Source organism: Shewanella sp. SP2S2-6, assembly GCF_031931965.1.
GTDB classification, from domain to species: Bacteria; Pseudomonadota; Gammaproteobacteria; order Enterobacterales; family Shewanellaceae; genus Shewanella; species Shewanella baltica.
Map to the genome: position 1 here is coordinate 85,905 of NZ_JAUOEQ010000008.1, position 19,674 is coordinate 105,578.

The following is a 19,674-nucleotide window of genomic DNA, read 5'->3' on the forward strand; positions in this document are numbered from 1 at the left end:
CTCGCTTAAATCGAAACCGCATTAACGCTATTAATGCGGTTTTTTTATGGCAGGGATTTGGCTGGAATGCCCTCAGCATAGAGGTTTGCTGAATAAACGCTGACAAAAGTGTAAATCGTGCCAGCGAAGCAATGTATCAAGTTGTTACTTCAACGCAGTGCTGATAATGTCAAAAACTCTGTCTCTCTATCTTGAGATAGATAAACCCTGAGTAGATGACTCATAAAGGCAAATTTGTCTTAATACAAAGAGACACTAGTCTTAATAAATAGAATGGCGTTGGCTGTTACAGTAAGGATGTTAAAAATGCGAAGTGCAAAAGGCGTGACAGCGTTTGGACTGATGTTGGCATTGATTAGCGGCGCGAGTATTGCGGCTCCGAATCATACGCCTGCTGATGCGGGTGTGATTAATAAAGATCGAATTTTATATTGGTTGATTAAACGTGGCGAAGTGGCCGCCGATGCCAGTGATAGCGTAAAGCAGGAAGCGATAGAAGCGTATATTCATCGTGCCACCTTGACTCAACCTAAGGCTCCGCGCATCGAAGTTGAAGCTGAACATCAGCGTCTGCAAAGAGCTAAGTCATCGCAAATGATGCGATCACCTGCACAGCGTTTACTGGTTGATGCGGATGTAAAAAAAACCGTTAAAGTACTCACGGTATTAGTGGATTTCCCTGATTTAAAACATGATAACAATGGCTTAAGTGCGGGCGATACGGCCATGTATTACCCAAGTTATCCTGCGTCCCACTACAAGGCATTACTCTTTTCGACGACTGGCTTTAATGGTCCACAGGGGCAGACGTTAGATTCGGCTTATCAATATTATCAAGCGGTTTCAGGGCAAACCTTCTCCTTTACTGGGGATGTAAAGGGTTGGTATACCGCCTCACAAAATGCCGAATACTATGGTGCTAATGATCCAGATACTCGTAGTGATTCACAGGTCGAACAATTGGTAAAAGAAGCCGTATCTCAGGCCGTCGCGAATATGTCTCCTGCAGAGTTGGCTAGCTATGATGTTGAAGACCAAAATGATTTGAACAACAACGGTAATTACAACGAGCCCGATGGCATTATCGACCATGTGATGATTTTCCACTCTAGCGTAGGCGAAGAGGTCGGCGGCGGAAAATTAGGTGCGAGTGCAATTTGGTCGCATCGATTTTTTGTCGACCAAGCAACCAATGGCTATGCGCTTCCTGGTACGGATAAAAAAGTATTCGGTTATACCATTCAGCCTATCGATGCGGCCACGGGCGTGTGTACCCACGAGTTTGGCCATGATTTAGGTCTGCCAGATGAATACGATACCACTGAAAATGATAATAAAGACGGCTCGCCTGTAGGGTTATGGTCTTTGATGTCTGGTGGAAGTTGGGCTGGCGCTATCGCTGGTGCCCAGCCGAGTGGCTTTAGTCCCTATGCGCGCTCTTACCTACAGGAAAGATATAAAGGTAAGTGGTTGAATGAACGTGAAATCAGCTTAGATAGTATTCCAAAATCTGGCATGGATGTGACCTTGAATGAGGCGGTTAATCATCAGGCGGTTAACCAGATATCCATTCCACTTCCTCCAACGCCAATCCCCTTTAAAGCACCTTATCAGGGCAGTTATCAGTATTATTCTGGTCAAGGGGATATGCTGAATAACAGCATGAATTTCAATGTTACTTTGCCCGCAGTCACGACAGATAAACTGATCCTGAGTATGAAAGCCAGTTGGAGTATTGAGCGTGACTATGACTACATGCAAGTGAAAGTGGATGGTGAGGCTATTGCGGGTAATCACACTAAGTTTAACAATGGGGTAAATAGCGCTCGCCATATCATTACAGGCGAGTCGTCTGCGATTGCTCAGGCGGAAGGCAATGATGCTTGGGTAACGTTAGAGTATGATTTATCTGCCTATTCAGGGAAAACGATTGCGGTCGAGATCAATTATGTCACCGATGACTATACCGGAGGGTCAGGGATCACTCTCGATAACATCAGCGTTAAACAAAATACCACTGATTTCTATAGTGATAATGCTGAAGTTGCGGATAAAGTGACATTCTATGGTTATAGCCGGATTAAGGACTCACGTCCTGATCCAAAATCCCAGTCTCGTTATATTATCCAATTGCGTAGCCATAACGGTGTCGATGCGGGTTTGCAAGCAAAAAGCTTTGATCCTGGCGTATTAGTCTGGTTAGAAAATTTGGGTTACAGAGACAATAACGTTTCAGAGCATGCTGGCCATGGCTTGATTGGCGTGATTGATGCTGACCAAAACTTGATTGGCACTCGCTCTACCGAGGTACAAATCCGCGATGCAGCCTTTAGCACAGTAAAACAAACTTTCTATGCAGGTGACAATAATCTCGATGCTGTTAGCCTGTTTGATGATAGTTTTGATTACAGCGCGCCGCTACAACCCCAGTCAGGCATAGTATTGCAGCAGTTAGGTTTGACGATGCAGGTACTATCGCAAGCCAGCAATAACAGCACTGCGGTTATTCGGTTAGCAAATGCAAATTCTGATGCTGTAGCGCCATTAAAAGTCAGTTTTACTAATGTGGTCAATCAATTAGTTGTAAACTTCACCAGTAATATTAATGGTGGTATGGGGGCATTAACCTACGCTTGGGATTTTGGTGATGGCACCACAAGTGCAGCGGCTTCGCCAACCCATACCTACGCAAGCGCAGGCACTTATACTGTGACGCTTACAGTAACTGATGCGCAAAATACTAAAGATATTAGTAGTCTGACAGTGACCGTTACTGCACCAGTTACACCGCCAGTCACACCTCCTGTGACTCCGCCGGCGAATGAGAGTTCTGGCGGTGGTAGTCTAGGTTGGTTGAGCCTTGCTTTCCTTGGCTTATTGACTTGGCGTCGCCAGTTAAATATTCGCTAAGTTAATCGCGTGATAGCAGAGCAAAAATGCCTCTAATTTAGAGGCATTTTTATTTGTCATCAGTCATTAGTGCAGCTTTGGCTAAAGCTCGGATTCATAACTGACGGATAGCTTGTTCGGCCGCAGGCAGAAAGATTTCACTCACGATCATTTCGTGCTCACCGTGATGAAAATAGCGGCGGCGTCCCCAGAGTTCATGTTCGACACTCTGATCTAAACTTTCGGCTAAATGCGCGAGGCGGCTACAGGTCTCAAAACTGGCGACTTCAATTCTGCCTGGGATAAAATGATCTTGGCTAAACAGCAGTTCACCTAAGGGGCGGGTGCCCAGACCAAGGAAATCGGCTTGGCGCTCGGCCATTAACTTTTCGGGGATCAAGGTTCTGGCAAATACCCAAGGGATTGAGTCGAGGCAAAGTAACACTTCGCGGATCCATACTGAGCCTTGCTGGGGATATTCGCCATCTAAGGGCGCATGCAGTCCTTCGCCAAGGACTTTGACTTCAAATTGAGTGCAGCAAGTTTTGAGTTTTTGAGTTAGGCTGCCAGTGGCAAGTAACCATTCTTTCAAGGGCGATTTGGGGAGTTTGTTGGCGCTTTCGGCACAAAACCACTGAATAGATTCACCATAGGGGAAGCTTAAGCTAGTCACATTCATTAAATACTCGTTACAATATAGGCAAACGTCGGCAGTCTAGCATGTCGCGACGCGAGCAGATAGATTGGGAAGTTTCTTCCATTACCATTATTGTTTTTAGGGAGCCGTAAGCCGCTATGAAAAAATTACTCTCAGTCTGTCTGATCCTGTTTACCAGTGTTTTCAGTGTTTATGCGGCCGATGAAAAAGAAGCTGCACCTGCTGCGACGCCTACGGGTGAGTACGCCTACTATGGTTTTGAGCCCGAAATCGTCACTAACTACATTTCTAACCGCAAGAAATTAGGTTTTGTGAAGATCAGCGTCGAGTTAATGGTTAAGAGCCCAGATGATTTGGTCACAGTTGAGCGCCACGATCCGCTATTGCGCGCCGCTATCGTTGAAGTGTTAGGCAATCAATCAGAAGAAAAGATTAAGTCACTCACTGGCCGTGAAGAAATCCGTCGTGAGTGCTTCGATATGGTCAATAATCTGCTCACTCAAGAAGCGGGTAAAGCCTTGATTGTAAACTTACTCTTTACCTCTTATCTGTACGATTAATTCATTGTCTTATTTTATGGGCTGACTGATGTCGGCCCAGTGTTACAAGAGCTGCTATGTCAAAACCTGCCGTGAAATCCGTTCCATCAGCGACTGCGAAAACCGCAACCCGCGCAGCGAACCCCAGCCAAAAAGCTAAAGCACCAAAGCAGGCGAAACCTGAAGGAAAAGGCAGAGCAAAGCCAAGCAAAGACAAACCCAGAGCTGAAATCAAAAAAGCCCTGCATCCGCGTAACGCCCACTTGAATGGCTATGATTTTCCGGCGCTAATCAGTGCATTTCCTCAGCTGAAAACCTTTGTGCGGCCCACGCCCTATGGCGCGCTATCGATAGATTTTGCCGACCCGCTGGCAGTCAAAACCCTCAATGCGGCGTTACTCAAACATCACTATGGAATTGGTTCTTGGGATATTCCTCAGGGCGCACTTTGTCCTCCGATCCCCGGTCGCGTCGATTATGTGCATTACGTGGCAGATCTGTTAGCCGAAGGCGATAAGTCATGTGCCATGGATAAGGCGAGGGTGCTGGATATTGGCACAGGCGCGAACGGCATTTATCCCATATTGGGCTGCCAAGTGTATGGCTGGCAATATGTTGCCTCGGATATCAATGCCCATTCACTCACCAATGTGCAGAGTATTATCGAGCAAAACCCTGCGCTGCAAGGGCGGATAAGCTTGCGATTACAACCGGATGACAAGGCGGTATTCAAGGGAGTTATTCAAGCCGAAGAACGTTTTGAGTTAACCCTGTGTAATCCTCCGTTTCATGCCTCTATGGCCGAGGCGAGCGAAGGTACAAAGCGTAAGGTGAATAATCTACAGGTTAATCGGGGGAGCTCAGTAAAGGCTGCACCTAAGCTGAATTTCGGCGGCCAAGCGGCAGAGCTTTGGTGCCAAGGTGGAGAGCGACAGTTCTTGGCGACCATGATCCGTGAGAGTCAGATGTTTGCAGACCAATGCTTGTGGTTTACTAGCCTAGTATCGAAGCAAGAAAACCTGAAACCTTGTTATCAAGCCTTAGCACAGTTGAACGTCGATACCGTAAAGACGATTGAAATGCAGCAAGGCAATAAAATTACGCGGGTCTTAGCGTGGAGCTTTCAGTCGGCCGCTAAGCGCAAAATCTGGCGCGCTGAACACTTAGCCAATTAAGATTTTCAGTTTACTTAATAACAAAACAGGCGCCAATGGCGCCTGTTTTGATTAAAGGTAAAAATAACCACTGTTACTGCGGCTTTTCTTCCTGATGATCACGGCGGAATAACGCCCACTCTTCTATGGCTTCACCGTTTGGCAAGGTACAGATACCATGCTCACCTTCGGCGGTTTTCTCTATTACTAAGCTACCACCCTGAGAGATGCAATACTCAGAGGCCGGATTAGCAATCTTAACTTGCGCAGCAGGTTTTTCAGCTTCGCCGCAACCCACGAGTGCCACAGTTGCCAGCAGTAAAGTTGCAGTAAACGGTAATAGGACTTTCATAGACACTCCTTGGTGACTTATTTACGCCCTAAAATTCGCAGAATGCGTAGGAATAAGTTGATGATATCCATATACAAAGCGGCAGCGCTATCGATGGCATTATCTATGGTTTTAGGGATCTGATTCGCCCGTCCCCAGTCGTAACCTATATACCCGCAGAAAATCAGCACCACTATCCAATCTAAAATGCCGTGGTGAGTATTAAAGATAAACACTTCAATTAGCTCGACTACGATAACCAGCAACAAAGCAATCGTGAGTGCACCGGCAATTTTCTGGAAAAAGGCGGGAAAGAGTGTGCCTAGACACATCATGGCAATGGTTACTAGGCCAGTAATGCGAATGGCTTCCGTCACTAATTCAGGGTCGTATTGACTGACTACCATATTGATAATTAAGCCGAAGGGGACGACTACAAAGTTGTAGCCAATAAAGCTGACCACGGGATTGCTCGATTTTTGAAACAGATAAATCCCGAAAAAACAGGAGGCAAAATAGCCGATAAAGAAAATCCAAGGATTCACGCTGGCAATCGCTTCTGGGTCGATATTGGTGACCATCCAATAGTTAACGGCAAAACCCCAAATCAGCGTGAGGCCGATAACGAGGTTGTAGATACCAGCGCCAACGATGGGATCGTCTGTGGTCATGCGATCAAATACACTATTTTCCGAATCCATATATTTTCCTTTTTATTTCCGTATGTTAACTGGTCGTTCAGCCTCACCAGCATCGGGCTAACTTAAGGCAAGTAAAGCTGTTTTTCAAGCGAGAATATCTTAAGCCTGAGTACCACAGACACTGCAGTTGGCGTGTTTCGGTAGTTTCATCTCACGAAACTCCATCGTCATCGCATCGATCATCAACATGCGTCCCGCTAAGGTTTTACCCATACCAGTGATGACCTTGATGGCTTCAACTGCCTGCAAGCAACCTATCATGCCGACCACAGGCGCGAGTATGCCTGACTCGACGCAGCTGAGTTGTTGCTCGCCAAATAGGGCGCTAAAGCAGTGATAACAAGGTGTGTCGCTGTGATAATCAAACACTGTGACCATGCCTTCCATCCGAATGGCTGCCGCGGACACTAAGGGCACTTTATGCTTAAAACAGCTGAGATTGAGTTGTTCGCGCACACTGACATTATCGGTGCAGTCGAGCACTAGATTGTGATTGGCGACAAGGGCGTCAATCTCATGATCATCTAATACTGCATTGATAATGTTGATCTTAATAAAGGGATTGAGCTGACTCAGGCTCTGTTTGGCCGATTCGACTTTTGGCTGGCCGACATTGGCATCTTGATGCAGCACTTGGCGCTGCAGGTTAGAGAGTTCAACGTGATCAAAATCGACCAAGGTCAGCTCGCCAATCCCTGCAACTGTGAGGTATTGGCTGGCGGCGCAGCCTAATCCGCCTGCACCTATCATCAACACTTTCGCTTGTTTTAGGTGTTCTTGGCCGTCGATATCCATGGCTTTGATGGAGATCTGACGGCTGTATCTTAAGAGTTCGCTGTCGCTGAGAATATCGTCAGGCACATTCATAGAGATTTTCCTAGCAGAGCACGCTGTTAAAGGGCTCGACCGTCACTTGCGTGCCAGCGGCAGTATCCCCTTGGAATTGTTCCAATAAAACGAAACAGTTCGCTAGGCTCATTGAAGTCAACATGCCAGAACCTTGGCTACCAGTAATGGCAACCTCGAGTTTGCCCTCTGCATTACGGCTTAAAATGCCCCGTTGATATTCGACGCGGCCCGGTTGTTTACGCACCGGTGTGGTGAGTATGGCGTCTAACATCAAAGGTTCAACTGGGGTTAAACCCTGCATCTTGTTCAGGATAGGCCAAACGAGCTTATAAAACGTCACCATAGAAGACACGGGATTGCCCGGTAAACCACAGAATACCGCCTTGCCAATTTTTCCCATGGCGAAGGGCTTGCCTGGTTTGATGGCGAGTTTCCAGAAGGTGATTTTGCCTTCTTCATCGAGAATTTGTTTCGTGAAATCCGCTTCGCCTACCGACACGCCGCCCGAGGTTAGCACCATATCTGCTTGGCTGGCGGCTTGGCGAAATGCCTGACGTATGGCTTCAGGATCATCGGCTATTACGCCTAAATCGAGCCATTCCACATTAGCGCGGCTGAGTAAACCTTGAATCGAGTAACGGTTTGAATCGTAAATTTGCCCCGGCGCGAGTTCGCTGCCAACAGGACGCAGTTCATCACCCGTGGAGAAAAACGCCACCTTAAGTTGACGATAGACTCGCACTTGGCTGATACCAATAGTGGCTAATACGCCGAGTTCAGCGGCGCCAATTTGAATACCAGCAGTGAGCACTTTAGTGCCTTGGGTCAGCTCTTCACCACGGTAACGCACATTGGCGCCTTGCGCCTTAGGGTGGCGAATATGAATAATCTCACCTTCAACTTCGGCTTCTTCCTGCATTTGTACTGTGTCATAACCTGCAGGCACAGGCGCGCCCGTCATGATCCGTATGCAAGTATTAGGTTTGGCTTCACCTTCAAAACCATGGCCGGCGAACGAAGTGCCGATAAGGCGTAATGAGGTGCGATTGGTTTGCGTATTCAAGTCGACAAAACGGAAGGCGTAACCGTCCATTGAAGAGTTGTCGAAGGGCGGCAGGTCGATGCAGGAAGCGAGATCTTCCGCAAGGACGCGGCCAAGGGCATGGGGAAGCAATACGACTTCGGTGTCTGACACTGGGCTAACTTGTTCGAGCAAAAGGGGAATAGCTTGATCTGGATGCATTAAGCTAGGTTGCGAACAAGGATCGGCTTTTACGGACATGAGGGTCTGCCTTATATGCAATGGGTCGTGATGACGCTGAATGAATTTCCACCTGACTATGATTGGCTATTATGCCACGGTGATCGGCGATGGCTATGATTTGCTTGTGAGTTTCTGTGATAGGCCAGTCAGTTTTTCCTGCCACTTTGGATGATAACCTAGCAATAAGTAACGCAATTTGCGCAGCTAAGTCGAAGGCTGAACGCGAGTCGCTGGACAAATGAAAATCATTTTTATCAATGAATCATTAACTTAGCTAAAAATCTAAAGGTAAATTTTGTTGCTTTTGTCGACCCCCTTGATGACAATGTGCCCCATGATTCAGTTCGAATGCAAAAGAGGATTTACTATGCTGTCAGCCACTATGATCGAAAAGTTGAATGAACAAATTAATATGGAGTTCTTCTCCTCAAATTTATACCTGCAAATGAGCGCATGGTGTGAAGATCAGGGATTTGAAGGTGCAGCTAAGTTTATGCGTGAGCACGCGGACGAAGAGATGGGCCATATGCGTCGTCTGTTCACTTATGTGAGTGAAACCGGTGGCTTACCTTTGTTAGGGGCGATCGAAGCGCCGCAGTCACAGTTTAGTTCTTTACTGGCTCTGTTCGAACTCACCTATGAACATGAGCAGTTGATCACTAGTCAGATTAATGCCTTGGCCCATGCCGCCTTTTCGAATCAAGACTACTCAACCTTCAACTTCCTGCAATGGTATGTGGCCGAGCAGCACGAAGAAGAAAAGCTGTTCAAGTCGATTGTCGATAAGATACGTTTAGTGGGTGAAGATGGTAAGGCGCTGTTCTTTATTGATAAAGATTTAGCTAAGTTAGCCTCTAAGGGCGGCGAAAGCATAATGAACGGTCAAGGCCAACCACAGGCTTAAGTCCGTTTTATTTGCCACAAAAAAGCAGCCTAGGCTGCTTTTTTGTTCTTTATCATTTTATTTTTTATAAGCTTAGATATTCACACAACTATCTTGGTAATCATGATTGAGCAGTGCTGTGTGCTTGATGTGCAGCAAGGGCGTGATCTCGTCGAAGGGCAGTGGTTTAGAGATCAAATATCCTTGGGCAAAGTGGCAACCTAGATCCCGCAGGAAGTGCCACTGGGCCTCGGTTTCTATGCCTTCGGCCACTAACTCCATTTCGAGACTTTGCCCCATCATGACGATAGCTTTGACTAAGTTAGCATTAGCGTTACTTTCGAGGGCATTTTCCACAAAGCTACGATCGATTTTAATCACTGAAATCGGGAATTTTTTCAAATAACTCAGGGAAGAATAACCTGTGCCGAAATCATCGATATAGATTTGCGAGCCTAAATGGCGAATCGATTCGAGCGTGCTCAAGCAATGGCTGGCATCGCCCATCAGCATGCTCTCAGTGATCTCAATATGCACATTGCGTGGGTTTACATGGTGGCGGTTAAAGCATTCCTGCAGCACTTGGTCGAATCCCATGCCGCGGGTGTTGATGCATTGGCGACCGGAAACATTAATCGCGACATTGATTTTTAAGCCACTTTTTTGCCACTGCCTGAGATCATGCATGGCTTGGTTGAGCACCCATTCGCCCATAGGTTCTATCAGTCCGGTTTCTTCGGCCAGCGGGATAAATTGATCCGGTGGGATCAGGCCAAAGTCGGGGTCTTGCCAGCGGATAAGGGCTTCGACGCTGCAGACCACTCCAGTTTGCATATCCACTATGGGTTGATAATGCAGGGCAAATTCATTTTGTGCCACGGCGCGGCGCAGGCGTTGCTCTAATTCCATCCGGGCGAACATGGCTTGATTCATACCAGCGGTGAAGTATTTGAAATTGTTCCGTCCCGCATCTTTAGCTTGATACATGGCGGTTTCGGTATTGCGGGTGAGTGAGCTGACATCGAGGCCATCTTCGGGATAGACGCCGATACCAAAGCTGGCTGAAATCTGGATCTCGCGGTCATTTAAGTCAAATGGTATGCCTAAGGTTTCGATAATACGCGTTGCCATGTGTTCGATGGCAAGCTCGTTGGTTAGTCGCGGTAAAATAAGGACAAATTCATCGCCACCAATGCGGGCAATAAAGTCGGTTTTACCCGCAATGCCTTCTAAGCGTTTGGCCACATCTTTAAGTAATAAGTCGCCCGTGGCATGGCCTTGCACATCGTTGATGTATTTGAATTGGTCTAAATCTATCAGCAGAATCGCCAGTTTGCGTGAGTCATGCTGCGCCACATGGATTTCGTGCTGCAGGCGCTCATTAAACAACTTACGATTAGGCAGTCCCGTTAACGCATCGAAGTTGGCTTGATACCAAAGATCTTGCTCATATTGCTTACGCTTACTGATATCCATAAATAAACCAATGTGTTGGATTATTTGTCCTTGCTCATTTCGCACCACAGTAATGGCTAAATACTCGGGATACACTTGGCCATTTTTGCGCTTATTCCAAACCTCGCCCTCCCATTTTCCTTCCGTTTGCAGCGACTCCCACATGGTGGTGTAAAAGTGCTGCGAATGGCGGCTAGAACTGAGGATGGATGGGCTGCGGCCTTTCACCTCTTCCAATGTATAGCCAGTAATATTGCAGAAAGCCGGATTGACCAGTTCGATATGGTTATCGGCATCAGTCACCATTATGCCCTCGGCAGAATAGTCAAATACCGCAGCGGCGCGGGTGAGCGCATGGTTCGCCTTCTGCCGTTCGCTGATCATGCGGTTCATGGCGCGAGCCATGCGAGCAAGTTCATCAGTACCTGAAACGCGGATATTGATATTGAGCTTAGGATCTTCCGCCATTTGCTGCATGTCATTGGCAATCTTAGTGATTTTATCCATAAAGTTGCGAATGATCTTCTGTCCGAGCCAGAGTGTAACGGTTGCGGTGAACAGGGCTGATAACAAGTACAGGCCGAGGAAGGTCAGGGCTTGGTTTTGTTGATACTCGCTCTGCTGCGCCATGGTCTGGGTGATGCCTTTGGCGAGTTGATGCAGTTGTTCAATACGCTGGGTGGTGAGTGCCCACCATTTTTGGCTGTCAATCGGATGTGGCGGCATTAGCAGCTGTGTCATCGCTTGGCTTAACTTGTCCTCACTGGCTGGGACTTGCGCGATGGCGTTGATCTCCGCCATCGGCAAGCCTTGCTGCTTCAATTGCAGCAGCTTGGCCATACTGAATTGGTATTGATCTATGCTGTTCTCAATGGTTTTCAGCGCCGGCTTAAATTTGGGGAGAAAGCGGGTCTCGTGATTGAGTTCATCTAAGTTGAGATGAATCGTCGCCAGCGCGCTATTAAATTTTTGCAGTGAAACGTCATCGCCCTTCAGCAGAGAGTCCTGAAAACTCCCCATTAAGCCACCGTAACCTAAGTTGGCATTAATATTCTGTGCGAGTGCGCTAATGCGTGTTTGCTGCTCAATTTGTTGGCTTATCTGCAGAATACGTTGATTCTCTGGCGAATCTTGCAGGTTTTGCAGTAACGATTTTCTATCGGAAATCGCTGCATTGCTTGCGTGCATCACGGCTCGGCCATATTCATACATGAAGGAGCCTATGGTGCGGTAATCATTCAGATTGAGTGAGTCGCTTAGTAACAAATGATTGATCGCGCTACGTTCTTTTACGGCGAGTTCCTGCACCATTAGCAGGTTTATTAAATCGGTATAGGCGCGGGATTGGCTGATTTCGTTGGTCTGTAACTGTAATAGTTGAATGAGCTGCAACAGCTGAGTGTGCAGTTGACTATAGAGGTCAGTAAACGGGCTTTGTGTTTCGCTCGCAAGGGTTTGGCGTGCGTTGGCGAGTCTGTGGCCCGTGAGTGTGATGGCATCTAATAATGCGTTCATCTGACTGGCTTCAATACTGTTAGGATCGAGTGCCTCACTGAGGTGGGCTAAAGGTTCACTATTAAGTAACGTATTGAATGCGTTGGAGGTCGCCTGTTGTTGCGCGAGTAGCGCGTTATCGGCGGGCAGTTGATTGGTGCTCAGACCATATTCGTTCTGCAACTGATACAGTAATTCGGTGATGTGTACCGTCGTCTGCACCGCAAGATGGTTTTGCTTGGCCGAGTGTGATTCATTTATTAAGCCATGCATGCGAGTCAGAATAAAAAAACTCATCATCAACAAGGGGACAAGCGAAAACAGAATGAGCTTTTGCTTCAAACTGAGGTGGTGTAGCGCTGACGGCATTAAAGATCACTCCACTCGTTCGCCTAGCTAAAAAAGAAATTCAACGTCATCACGTTGAACTTGAGTTGAAAATGGAACTAGGCACAGGGTGAGAATATTTAACATAGGCGGCCAGTCACGGCGACCTTTAGTTTATGGATATCTAATCTAGGTCACGAAATTAAGCAGATTGTTATATATCGAGCTAAGCAACTATTTTTATTAGTGTATTTTTTGCCTATCAAACAAACATTTCATTTGTCTGTGATGTGAGACAGTATTTCGTCATTCGAAAGAATGGCTTTATTTCTTGCTCTTATGGGCGTTGATTCAGGGAATGGTATAACCGGTGGGATAAGCGATGTTGGACTGCAAATAACGCCCAATAAAAAGGACGTTTGCCGCAGCGAAACGTCCCTTCGTCTTAAATTAATGACCTAAGTTTAGGCCATTAAAGTCTGACTTAACCGACCTTCGCCAGTAGCGATTTACGGTAGACCACTATGTCTTCAATCGTCAGCACAGGCATATTGTGCAGTGCGCCGAAGGCGATAATTTCGGGTAAACGCGCCATAGTACCGTCGGGGTTAGTGACTTCACACAACACGCCTGCGGGTTTTAAGCCAGCGAGTTGCACTAAATCGATCGTGCCTTCGGTATGGCCGCGGCGAGTTAACACGCCGCCCGGTTGGGCGCGAAGTGGATACACATGGCCAGGGCGAGCGAGATCGCTTGGCTTAGCGTTGTCGGCAATCGCGGCTTTAATGGTGGTCACGCGGTCAGCGGCAGAAACCCCAGTCGTTACACCGACAGTCGCTTCAATGCTCACAGTAAATGCCGTGCCGTATTGGCTCGAGTTGTGCTCGACCATAGCAGGCAGTTCGAGGGCTTTGATTTTTTCATCGGGTAAACACAGGCAAACAATACCGCTACATTCACGGATGAGCATGGCCATTTGGGCGTTCGTTAGTGTTTCGGCAGCGAAAATTAAATCGCCTTCGTTTTCTCTATCTTCGTCATCGACAACTAACACACCTTGGCCTTGACGCAGGGCATTAAGACCCGCTTCAACGCGTTCGATAGCAGTACCAAAAGGAGCAAGTAAAGACTGATTCATGGTTAATATCCTTAAAAAATACGACATTGGAATATCCAGAATCAGGGCGCGCAGAAATACAACCTAATCAAACCTAATGGCTCGATTTTGCTGTAGCAATATCACTTCACTTTGGGGTGAAGTTATTGCAAAACATGAGGCTAACACTGCGATACATAAGCGCGTTGCACTTAAATACCACAATGTTGTCTTACATTCTCTTCCATCCGGACTCAGCACTGTCGCCATTAAAGCAAACAGTCCATTACCGTCGGCTCTGGAATAGTCAGTTTTGCACTAGGCAAAATCTAAGGCACCAGATCTGCTGACCCCGAAAGTGATTTCGGGCGCTCGCGGGCTTTGGGGGGCTCAGTAAAATAATCACTTAGCCGTTACCCATTTACCGCCGGTGGGGAGTTTCACCCCGCCCTGAGAATTTGCTTTTGAGCTGTTTGCGCTCAAAAACGCGGTTATGTTGCTCTTATTTACCGCGAATGGCAACTTCTCGCGTTCAATGTTTGCGCTAGTGCACACCTGACCACTATCATGCTAATTTATTTGCCGTTGCATTCTGCGACGGTCGTTATGGACGTCACAAGGACGTATAAATGCGATCTCTGCTGCTAACTTTAGGTATTGCCATGTTGTTATCCGGTTGTTCGACCTCAAAAGGGCAAGTACTCGCCCCAGTTGCTGAAAAAATCCCCCATGTGATGACTTTACATGGCGTAACCCGTACCGATGATTACTATTGGCTGCGTGATGATGAGCGCAAAGATCCTAAAGTGTTGGCCCATCTCGAAGCCGAGAATCGCTACACTGCGGCTTATTTCAAACCCTTAAAGCCGCTGCAAGATGGCCTTTTTAAAGAGTTAACTGAGCGCTTAGTCGCCGATGAGTCGAGCGTGCCCTACCAATGGCACCAGCACAGCTATTACAGTCGTTATAAAGAAGGCGGCGAATATCCGTTAATCAGCCGTAAGGGCGCCGATGGCGTTGAGCAAGTGATGCTGGATGTTAACGAGCGAGCTAAGGGCCATGAGTTTTATGGCTTAGGCGGCGCCAGTGTTAGCCCAGATGAAACCATGTTGGCCTTTGGTGAAGACGTCCTCAGCCGCCGTGTGTACCACATCTATTTTAAAGATTTGGCCTCGGGCGACATGATCGTCGACGTGCTTGAAAATACCGAAGGTCGAGTGGTGTGGGCGAACGACAACAAACATGTGTTCTATATCGCCAAAGATTTGCAAACCTTACTTGGCTACCAAGTGTATCGCCATGAGCTGGGCACTAAGCAATCAAGCGATGTTTTAGTGTATGAAGAACAAGACGATTCTTTTTATATTTCACTCGGCAAAACCTTAGATGAGTCGCAAATTGTGCTGTTCCAAGAGAGCACCACGACGAGCGAAGTGTCGGTGCTTGATGCCAGCGAACCTCTGGGTTTATTCAAGCCAGTGTTAGCGCGGGAAGAAGGCCACGAATACAGCGTGTCTAAGCTGGGTGATACTTATTACATTCTCACCAACTGGCAGGCGACAAACTTCCGCTTGATGAAGGTCGCCATTAAAGATGCGGCGGACAAATCTAAGTGGCAAGAAGTGGTTGCGCATAACCCCAATGCCCGTATCGAAGACGAGTTAGTACTCAAGGATTATCTGATTATTCAGACCCGCGAAAATGGCCTGACGCGAATTAAAGTGATGCCGTTCAACGGTCAAAAGCCTTTCGAACTGAGCTTTGATGAGCCTGCCTATGTGATGGGTTTAGATGTTAATTCTCAGCAAGATAGCAATAAGTTACGCATTTTCTACTCTAGTCTGACAACACCTGAAGCCGTATACGAATATTCGCTAGTGAATCCCGATAGACGGGATTTATTGAAACAAGATCAAGTCTTAGGCGGCTTCGATGCCAGCCAATATCGTGCCGAACGTGTGTTTGTGACTGCCCGCGACGGTGTGAAAGTGCCCGTTTCTTTGGTGTATCGTAAAGATAAATTCAAGAAAGATGGCACTAACCCTCTGTATCAATACGGTTATGGATCTTACGGTTACACAGTTGAACCAGACTTTTCTTCATCCGTTATCAGTCTGCTCGATCGTGGCTTTGTGTATGCCATCGCCCATGTGCGCGGTTCAGAAATGCTCGGCCGCCCTTGGTATGACGACGGTAAACTGTTGAATAAGCAAAACACCTTCAATGATTTTATCGACGTGACGACGGCATTAACGGCACAAGGTTATGGCGATAAAAACAAGGTCGTCGCCTCTGGCGGCAGTGCGGGCGGTTTGCTAATGGGCGCAATTGCTAACCAAGCGCCGGACAAGTACTTTGCCATCGCCGCCCATGTGCCGTTTGTTGATGTGGTGACCACTATGCTGGACGAGTCGATTCCGTTGACCACCAATGAGTACGACGAATGGGGCAATCCGAACGAGAAGACCTATTTCGACTATATGCTCAGCTACTCGCCTTACGACAATGTTGCCGACCATGAATACCCACACCTGTTGGTCACCACAGGTTTGCATGATTCACAAGTGCAGTATTTTGAACCCGCCAAGTGGGTCGCTAAGCTGCGCGATGTTAAAAACCAATGGTACAAGAGCGACGATAAAGTCTTGTTACTTAACGTGGATATGGAAGCCGGCCACGGCGGTAAGAGTGGTCGTTATCGCCAGTACCAAGACACAGCCCAAGAATATGCCTTCTTCTTGAGTCTGTTAGGTATGGCAAAGTAGGTCATTCGTAAGTGACCGAATCTGCCGTCAGCCTAGGCAATACGGACATAGGCGCTTTACAGCAACATGAGTCACTGGGGGCAGACACACTTGCCCCAGTGACTAGCGCTGTCGTTACCAAAAATGTTGTTACAGAAGCTTCGACTATAGAAGAAACCCCAATAGCAGAATTAGTGACAGAAGCTTCGCTGAATCCCGTACTATTAAATCCTGTACCTCTGAAGCCTACACCCATAAAGTCATCATCCCTCTGGTACTTGTATGTCGTCCGCTGCGCCAACGGGCATTTATACACAGGCGTCACTACAGATGTCACACGACGCTTTAGCGAGCATCAATCGGGTGGTATCAAATCCGCTAAGTATCTGCGGGGTAAAGGTCCATTAACGCTGATGTATCAAGAGCTGGTTGGTCGTCACGGCGATGCACTGCGACGTGAGATCGCAGTTAAAAAGTTAAGCCGTGCTCAAAAGCTAGCGCTGATTGAGTCTGTCGAACATAGTGCAATATGAAAGAGTAAAATCCGGTTAAGTCATTGGTATTTGAATACAATGATTAAGCACTGTCATTACAGTGACTCGCAGCAAGTACATCCCTGTATGCTCGATCGTGACATCCATGTCACGGACGGTCACTTCCATGACAGTGCTTAATCCCGCTAACCTCTGAGTATCTTATTTGCATGAACATATCCAAATTCAACAGTGGGTTTCTCGATAAACTTCTCTCGAACTACATGTCCGGTCTTTTCTATGCTTAATTTACAATCCCTGGTAGAGCTTCTCTCAAAAGCTCTAACTCCTTTTTGTTTGCTTTAATCCAAATTTTTTTCAAGTTTGGTATCGAAGCCAAGATTTCTACAGTCTCTTTAGTCTTAATTACATTTGTTTCAACAAGATATAACGCAAAAATATTTTTATTTCCACGCAACTCGTCAATACTGGACAACTGTGGGTTTCCACTGAGGTCTAAAATTTTTACGCTGTCAAGCGTTGAAATGATAGAACCAAAATCTAACTTTTGACATTTATTTAAAGATAAGTAGCTTAAATTCTGGGTGTTTCCGGTAATTTCAGAGAGTTTGCTTGCATGGGACACACTTAATGATTCCACTGAGTCTGAGCATAAATTAATTGACTCTAATGAACGAACAACGGAGCAGTTTAATGAAATTGCGACATCAATTTTTAGATTAATAACTTTGGAGTTGAATATATTTACATGCTTAATCCCGTCAACCAATTCAGATGATTCATTTTGCTCAACATAACCTTTCCGAATGAATGCCATTATGGCTTTCCAATCATCTCGCTGCCACTCAGCGTTATATACATAATCCAATATTGGTAATATAGAATCGAAGGTAGGCAATGAATTTTCCCATCTCTGCCATTCTGAAACATTTTCTGGTGCTAACTTTATATATTTCTTAAAAGATGAAATGTCCATATTATCACTTAATTAAAATTGGGTTGTCGAATTCAGAACGTTGATCTCTTCCGGTATATTTTTGCATTTCTTTTGAGAAGCGGCTCTAAATTCTGATGATTTATTCTGTCACGCTATCCCTTTGCTCACTCTTATTTGAGCTGACTAAAGCTTTAAAGCGAAGGTCACTCTTGCTCAGAGGGGTAAGTGCCTCGGCTTTGGTGAGATATTGCATAGTGATGTGGATAGCGTCTTGATGGTGACTAAATTCCCTAAAAATACGCTTTGCAATCAGCAGATTTAATTGATGTGCGGCTAATGAGGCATGCTCATGCTTTATCTGTAAAATAACCTCTTCTAGGGAGATAGGTTGAATTTCTCCCAAGGATATAAGAAAGGCTTTTGCGACAGTTCTGGCGTGTGAGAAATAGTCTGAGTGCGCATCTAAGGCGTAGATATGCTTGAAAATGTGTTTGGCTAGGGCTTTATTGCCGTTGCGATAAAAAGATTCGCCATCAAAACAAATATCCCCTAGTCCTTCCATTATCTGTCTAGGGTTATCCGATAGGGAAAGCGATTCAATTTCTTTTTGGTATTCCGAAAACTGATCCATATTCTCGACCTTACTGGCAATACAGTGTGACTTTTCGACTATTGAAGTGGGAAGGCTGACAATCTTAGCAAATCCACTAGGTTAAAGCGTAACGGTCTGAATAAAATCAACGTCATTTCTGCAAACTCAAGCTTAATTTCGGTATAAAAAAAATGCCACTACAAGGGGTTAGTGGCATAAATGCATAAGTCGGGCATACGCTTAAAAGGGTGGGTAGAAGACTGACATCTTGGCTGGGAACCGTTGCAACATCAGTCTCTACGCCGGGAAGTTAGTAAAACCTTTGGGTATAGAGTGGTAAAGCGGCGCGTTATTCCATGCTTACTGGGCCGTCGATTTTGTTAAATTTCACATCGCCAGAACCTGCCGCAAGAATCGTTAATCCCTTAGTGTTAAAGACATTAATGTCGCCTGAGCCATCTGTGATGGTCACTGGACTCTGCACATTGGCGACTTCAATGTTGCCTGAACCATCATCGATAGCGATATTGCCGCGAATATCAGTCACCTTGATTGCGCCAGAGCCATCGTCAATCGTGAGGTTGCCGTTGATTTGACTGACTTCAATATCCCCTGAACCGTCATCAATGCTGACATTGTTACCGCCGTTGATGATGAGTTCACCTGAACCGTCTTTGACATTGATATCTGCTGTCATCTTGCTGATCAAAATGGCGCCTGAGCCGTCATCGATATCCAGTGCTAAATTCGCAGGCACTTGCAGTTTTAGGTCGATGTAGGGCGAGTAATTATTAAAACCGCTTTGTTCAAAATCGGCTTTGAGCTTGGCCTTGTTGGCCTTTTTCTCTAGGGTGAGAATGACTTTGCTGTCGTCGTTACTGTAAATGTCGGCGACGAGTTTAATTTGGGTTAGGTCTTCGACACCGATAATTTCGAGGCTGCCTGCGCCAGTCTCGGCAATCAGGCCTTGCAAGTCTTGGCTATCGAGGGTGAGTTCGCGTTGCTGGTGGTCTAAATCGGGCATGCCAGCGGCGTTGACATTAATAATGCAGCCAGTGAGCGATACCCCTGCGGTAAACACTAATATAAAAGCGAGGGTGAACATAAATGGACGTAGTGACATGTTAGCTTCCTTGTTTATCTGGCACTCGTTTTTCGGGGGAGTGCTGAGTCGTCTTGCGATGGATAAGACATTGCACAGCCCATGCCAATTTTAAGTTTCTTTTATAATCAATTGCTTAAAATAAAAGTGTCCGCGCTTGGTTGT

Annotated in this window: 16 protein-coding genes and 1 riboswitch; of the genes, 6 read left to right on the forward strand and 10 right to left on the reverse strand. The window is 46.5% G+C overall.

The annotated features are described in order from the left end of the window. Positions 1-306 precede the first annotated feature (306 nt). Complete coding sequence (locus Q4Q57_RS08425) at positions 307-2,910, forward strand: immune inhibitor A domain-containing protein (protein WP_311890549.1); 2,604 nt, start codon at positions 307-309, stop codon at positions 2,908-2,910. 94 nt (positions 2,911-3,004) lie between these two features. On the opposite strand, the gene Q4Q57_RS08430 is transcribed toward Q4Q57_RS08425, so the two are convergent. Further along, the gene (locus Q4Q57_RS08430) at positions 3,005-3,568 is read right to left on the reverse strand and encodes a chorismate--pyruvate lyase family protein (RefSeq protein WP_006084902.1); all 564 of its coding nucleotides are present in this window, start codon (positions 3,566-3,568) and stop codon (positions 3,005-3,007) included. A 116-nt stretch (positions 3,569-3,684) separates the two neighbouring features. Between Q4Q57_RS08430 and Q4Q57_RS08435 the strand changes: the two genes are divergently transcribed. Both Q4Q57_RS08435 and rlmF read left to right on the forward strand, forming a co-directional pair. Continuing rightward, positions 3,685-4,107 (forward strand): flagellar basal body-associated protein FliL, encoded by a 423-nt coding sequence (locus tag Q4Q57_RS08435; RefSeq protein WP_006083670.1) that lies wholly within the window; start codon positions 3,685-3,687, stop codon positions 4,105-4,107. A gap of 56 nt (positions 4,108-4,163) precedes the next feature. Continuing rightward, positions 4,164-5,261, forward strand: coding sequence for a 23S rRNA (adenine(1618)-N(6))-methyltransferase RlmF (rlmF, locus tag Q4Q57_RS08440; RefSeq protein WP_311890550.1), 1,098 nt, complete (start codon positions 4,164-4,166; stop codon positions 5,259-5,261). 73 nt (positions 5,262-5,334) lie between these two features. Here the strand turns inward: rlmF and Q4Q57_RS08445 are convergent, their stop codons facing one another. The 4 genes from Q4Q57_RS08445 to moeA all read right to left on the reverse strand — a co-directional run bounded on the left by Q4Q57_RS08445 (position 5,335) and on the right by moeA (position 8,403). Beyond that, positions 5,335-5,592 (reverse strand): DUF333 domain-containing protein, encoded by a 258-nt coding sequence (locus Q4Q57_RS08445; RefSeq protein WP_311890551.1) that lies wholly within the window; start codon positions 5,590-5,592, stop codon positions 5,335-5,337. Positions 5,593-5,609: 17 nt separating this feature from the next. Continuing rightward, entirely contained in the window at positions 5,610-6,272 is a 663-nt protein-coding gene (locus Q4Q57_RS08450; RefSeq protein WP_106648561.1) for a Bax inhibitor-1 family protein, read from the reverse strand. Positions 6,273-6,371: 99 nt separating this feature from the next. Then, positions 6,372-7,139: a molybdopterin-synthase adenylyltransferase MoeB gene (moeB, locus tag Q4Q57_RS08455; protein ID WP_011982076.1), complete on the reverse strand. Its 768-nt coding sequence runs from the start codon at positions 7,137-7,139 to the stop codon at positions 6,372-6,374. Positions 7,140-7,149: 10 nt separating this feature from the next. Beyond that, positions 7,150-8,403: a molybdopterin molybdotransferase MoeA gene (gene moeA / locus Q4Q57_RS08460; protein ID WP_311890552.1), complete on the reverse strand. Its 1,254-nt coding sequence runs from the start codon at positions 8,401-8,403 to the stop codon at positions 7,150-7,152. 349 nt (positions 8,404-8,752) lie between these two features. Between moeA and ftnA the strand changes: the two genes are divergently transcribed. Continuing rightward, complete coding sequence (gene ftnA, locus Q4Q57_RS08465; RefSeq protein WP_006083664.1) at positions 8,753-9,289, forward strand: non-heme ferritin; 537 nt, start codon at positions 8,753-8,755, stop codon at positions 9,287-9,289. 72 nt (positions 9,290-9,361) lie between these two features. On the opposite strand, the gene Q4Q57_RS08470 is transcribed toward ftnA, so the two are convergent. Together Q4Q57_RS08470 and ribB are read right to left on the reverse strand one after the other, a co-directional pair. Continuing rightward, entirely contained in the window at positions 9,362-12,586 is a 3,225-nt protein-coding gene (locus Q4Q57_RS08470) for an EAL domain-containing protein (protein WP_311890553.1), read from the reverse strand. Positions 12,587-13,028: 442 nt separating this feature from the next. Further along, positions 13,029-13,682 carry a 3,4-dihydroxy-2-butanone-4-phosphate synthase gene (gene ribB / locus Q4Q57_RS08475; RefSeq protein ID WP_011848186.1) on the reverse strand — a complete coding sequence of 218 codons (654 nt, stop codon included), beginning with the start codon at positions 13,680-13,682 and terminating at the stop codon, positions 13,029-13,031. Positions 13,683-13,872: 190 nt separating this feature from the next. Next, a riboswitch (FMN riboswitch) is annotated at positions 13,873-14,102 on the reverse strand. A gap of 167 nt (positions 14,103-14,269) precedes the next feature. Between ribB and Q4Q57_RS08480 the strand changes: the two genes are divergently transcribed. Together Q4Q57_RS08480 and Q4Q57_RS08485 are read left to right on the forward strand one after the other, a co-directional pair. Continuing rightward, a complete protein-coding gene (locus tag Q4Q57_RS08480; protein ID WP_311890554.1) occupies positions 14,270-16,405 on the forward strand; it encodes a S9 family peptidase in 2,136 nt (711 codons plus the stop codon). Positions 16,406-16,416: 11 nt separating this feature from the next. Continuing rightward, complete coding sequence (locus Q4Q57_RS08485; protein ID WP_311890555.1) at positions 16,417-16,917, forward strand: GIY-YIG nuclease family protein; 501 nt, start codon at positions 16,417-16,419, stop codon at positions 16,915-16,917. 244 nt (positions 16,918-17,161) lie between these two features. Here Q4Q57_RS08485 and Q4Q57_RS08490 read toward each other — a convergent pair whose 3' ends face one another. From Q4Q57_RS08490 to Q4Q57_RS08500, 3 genes are all read right to left on the reverse strand, one after another. Beyond that, positions 17,162-17,854, reverse strand: a complete 693-nt coding sequence (locus tag Q4Q57_RS08490) for a hypothetical protein (RefSeq protein WP_311890556.1) — start codon at positions 17,852-17,854, stop codon at positions 17,162-17,164. Positions 17,855-17,954: 100 nt separating this feature from the next. Then, positions 17,955-18,446 carry a hypothetical protein gene (locus Q4Q57_RS08495; RefSeq protein WP_311890557.1) on the reverse strand — a complete coding sequence of 164 codons (492 nt, stop codon included), beginning with the start codon at positions 18,444-18,446 and terminating at the stop codon, positions 17,955-17,957. A 310-nt stretch (positions 18,447-18,756) separates the two neighbouring features. Continuing rightward, positions 18,757-19,530 (reverse strand): hypothetical protein, encoded by a 774-nt coding sequence (locus Q4Q57_RS08500; protein ID WP_311890558.1) that lies wholly within the window; start codon positions 19,528-19,530, stop codon positions 18,757-18,759. Between the last annotated feature and the right edge of the window lie 144 nt (positions 19,531-19,674).

Bases quoted from the DNA above. Each gene is read 5' to 3' on its own strand.
- Q4Q57_RS08435 (WP_006083670.1), top strand. From the start codon at position 3,685: ATGAAAAAATTACTCTCAGTCTGTCTGATCCTGTTTACCAGTGTTTTC.
- rlmF (WP_311890550.1), top strand. From the start codon at position 4,164: ATGTCAAAACCTGCCGTGAAATCCGTTCCATCAGCGACTGCGAAAACC.
- Q4Q57_RS08500 (WP_311890558.1), bottom strand. From the start codon at position 19,530: ATGTCACTACGTCCATTTATGTTCACCCTCGCTTTTATATTAGTGTTT.
- ribB (WP_011848186.1), bottom strand. From the start codon at position 13,682: ATGAATCAGTCTTTACTTGCTCCTTTTGGTACTGCTATCGAACGCGTT.
- Q4Q57_RS08430 (WP_006084902.1), bottom strand. From the start codon at position 3,568: ATGAATGTGACTAGCTTAAGCTTCCCCTATGGTGAATCTATTCAGTGG.
- Q4Q57_RS08425 (WP_311890549.1), top strand. From the start codon at position 307: ATGCGAAGTGCAAAAGGCGTGACAGCGTTTGGACTGATGTTGGCATTG.
- Q4Q57_RS08445 (WP_311890551.1), bottom strand. From the start codon at position 5,592: ATGAAAGTCCTATTACCGTTTACTGCAACTTTACTGCTGGCAACTGTG.
- moeA (WP_311890552.1), bottom strand. From the start codon at position 8,403: ATGTCCGTAAAAGCCGATCCTTGTTCGCAACCTAGCTTAATGCATCCA.
- Q4Q57_RS08490 (WP_311890556.1), bottom strand. From the start codon at position 17,854: ATGGACATTTCATCTTTTAAGAAATATATAAAGTTAGCACCAGAAAAT.
- Q4Q57_RS08470 (WP_311890553.1), bottom strand. From the start codon at position 12,586: ATGCCGTCAGCGCTACACCACCTCAGTTTGAAGCAAAAGCTCATTCTG.
- moeB (WP_011982076.1), bottom strand. From the start codon at position 7,139: ATGAATGTGCCTGACGATATTCTCAGCGACAGCGAACTCTTAAGATAC.
- Q4Q57_RS08495 (WP_311890557.1), bottom strand. From the start codon at position 18,446: ATGGATCAGTTTTCGGAATACCAAAAAGAAATTGAATCGCTTTCCCTA.
- Q4Q57_RS08480 (WP_311890554.1), top strand. From the start codon at position 14,270: ATGCGATCTCTGCTGCTAACTTTAGGTATTGCCATGTTGTTATCCGGT.
- Q4Q57_RS08450 (WP_106648561.1), bottom strand. From the start codon at position 6,272: ATGGATTCGGAAAATAGTGTATTTGATCGCATGACCACAGACGATCCC.
- ftnA (WP_006083664.1), top strand. From the start codon at position 8,753: ATGCTGTCAGCCACTATGATCGAAAAGTTGAATGAACAAATTAATATG.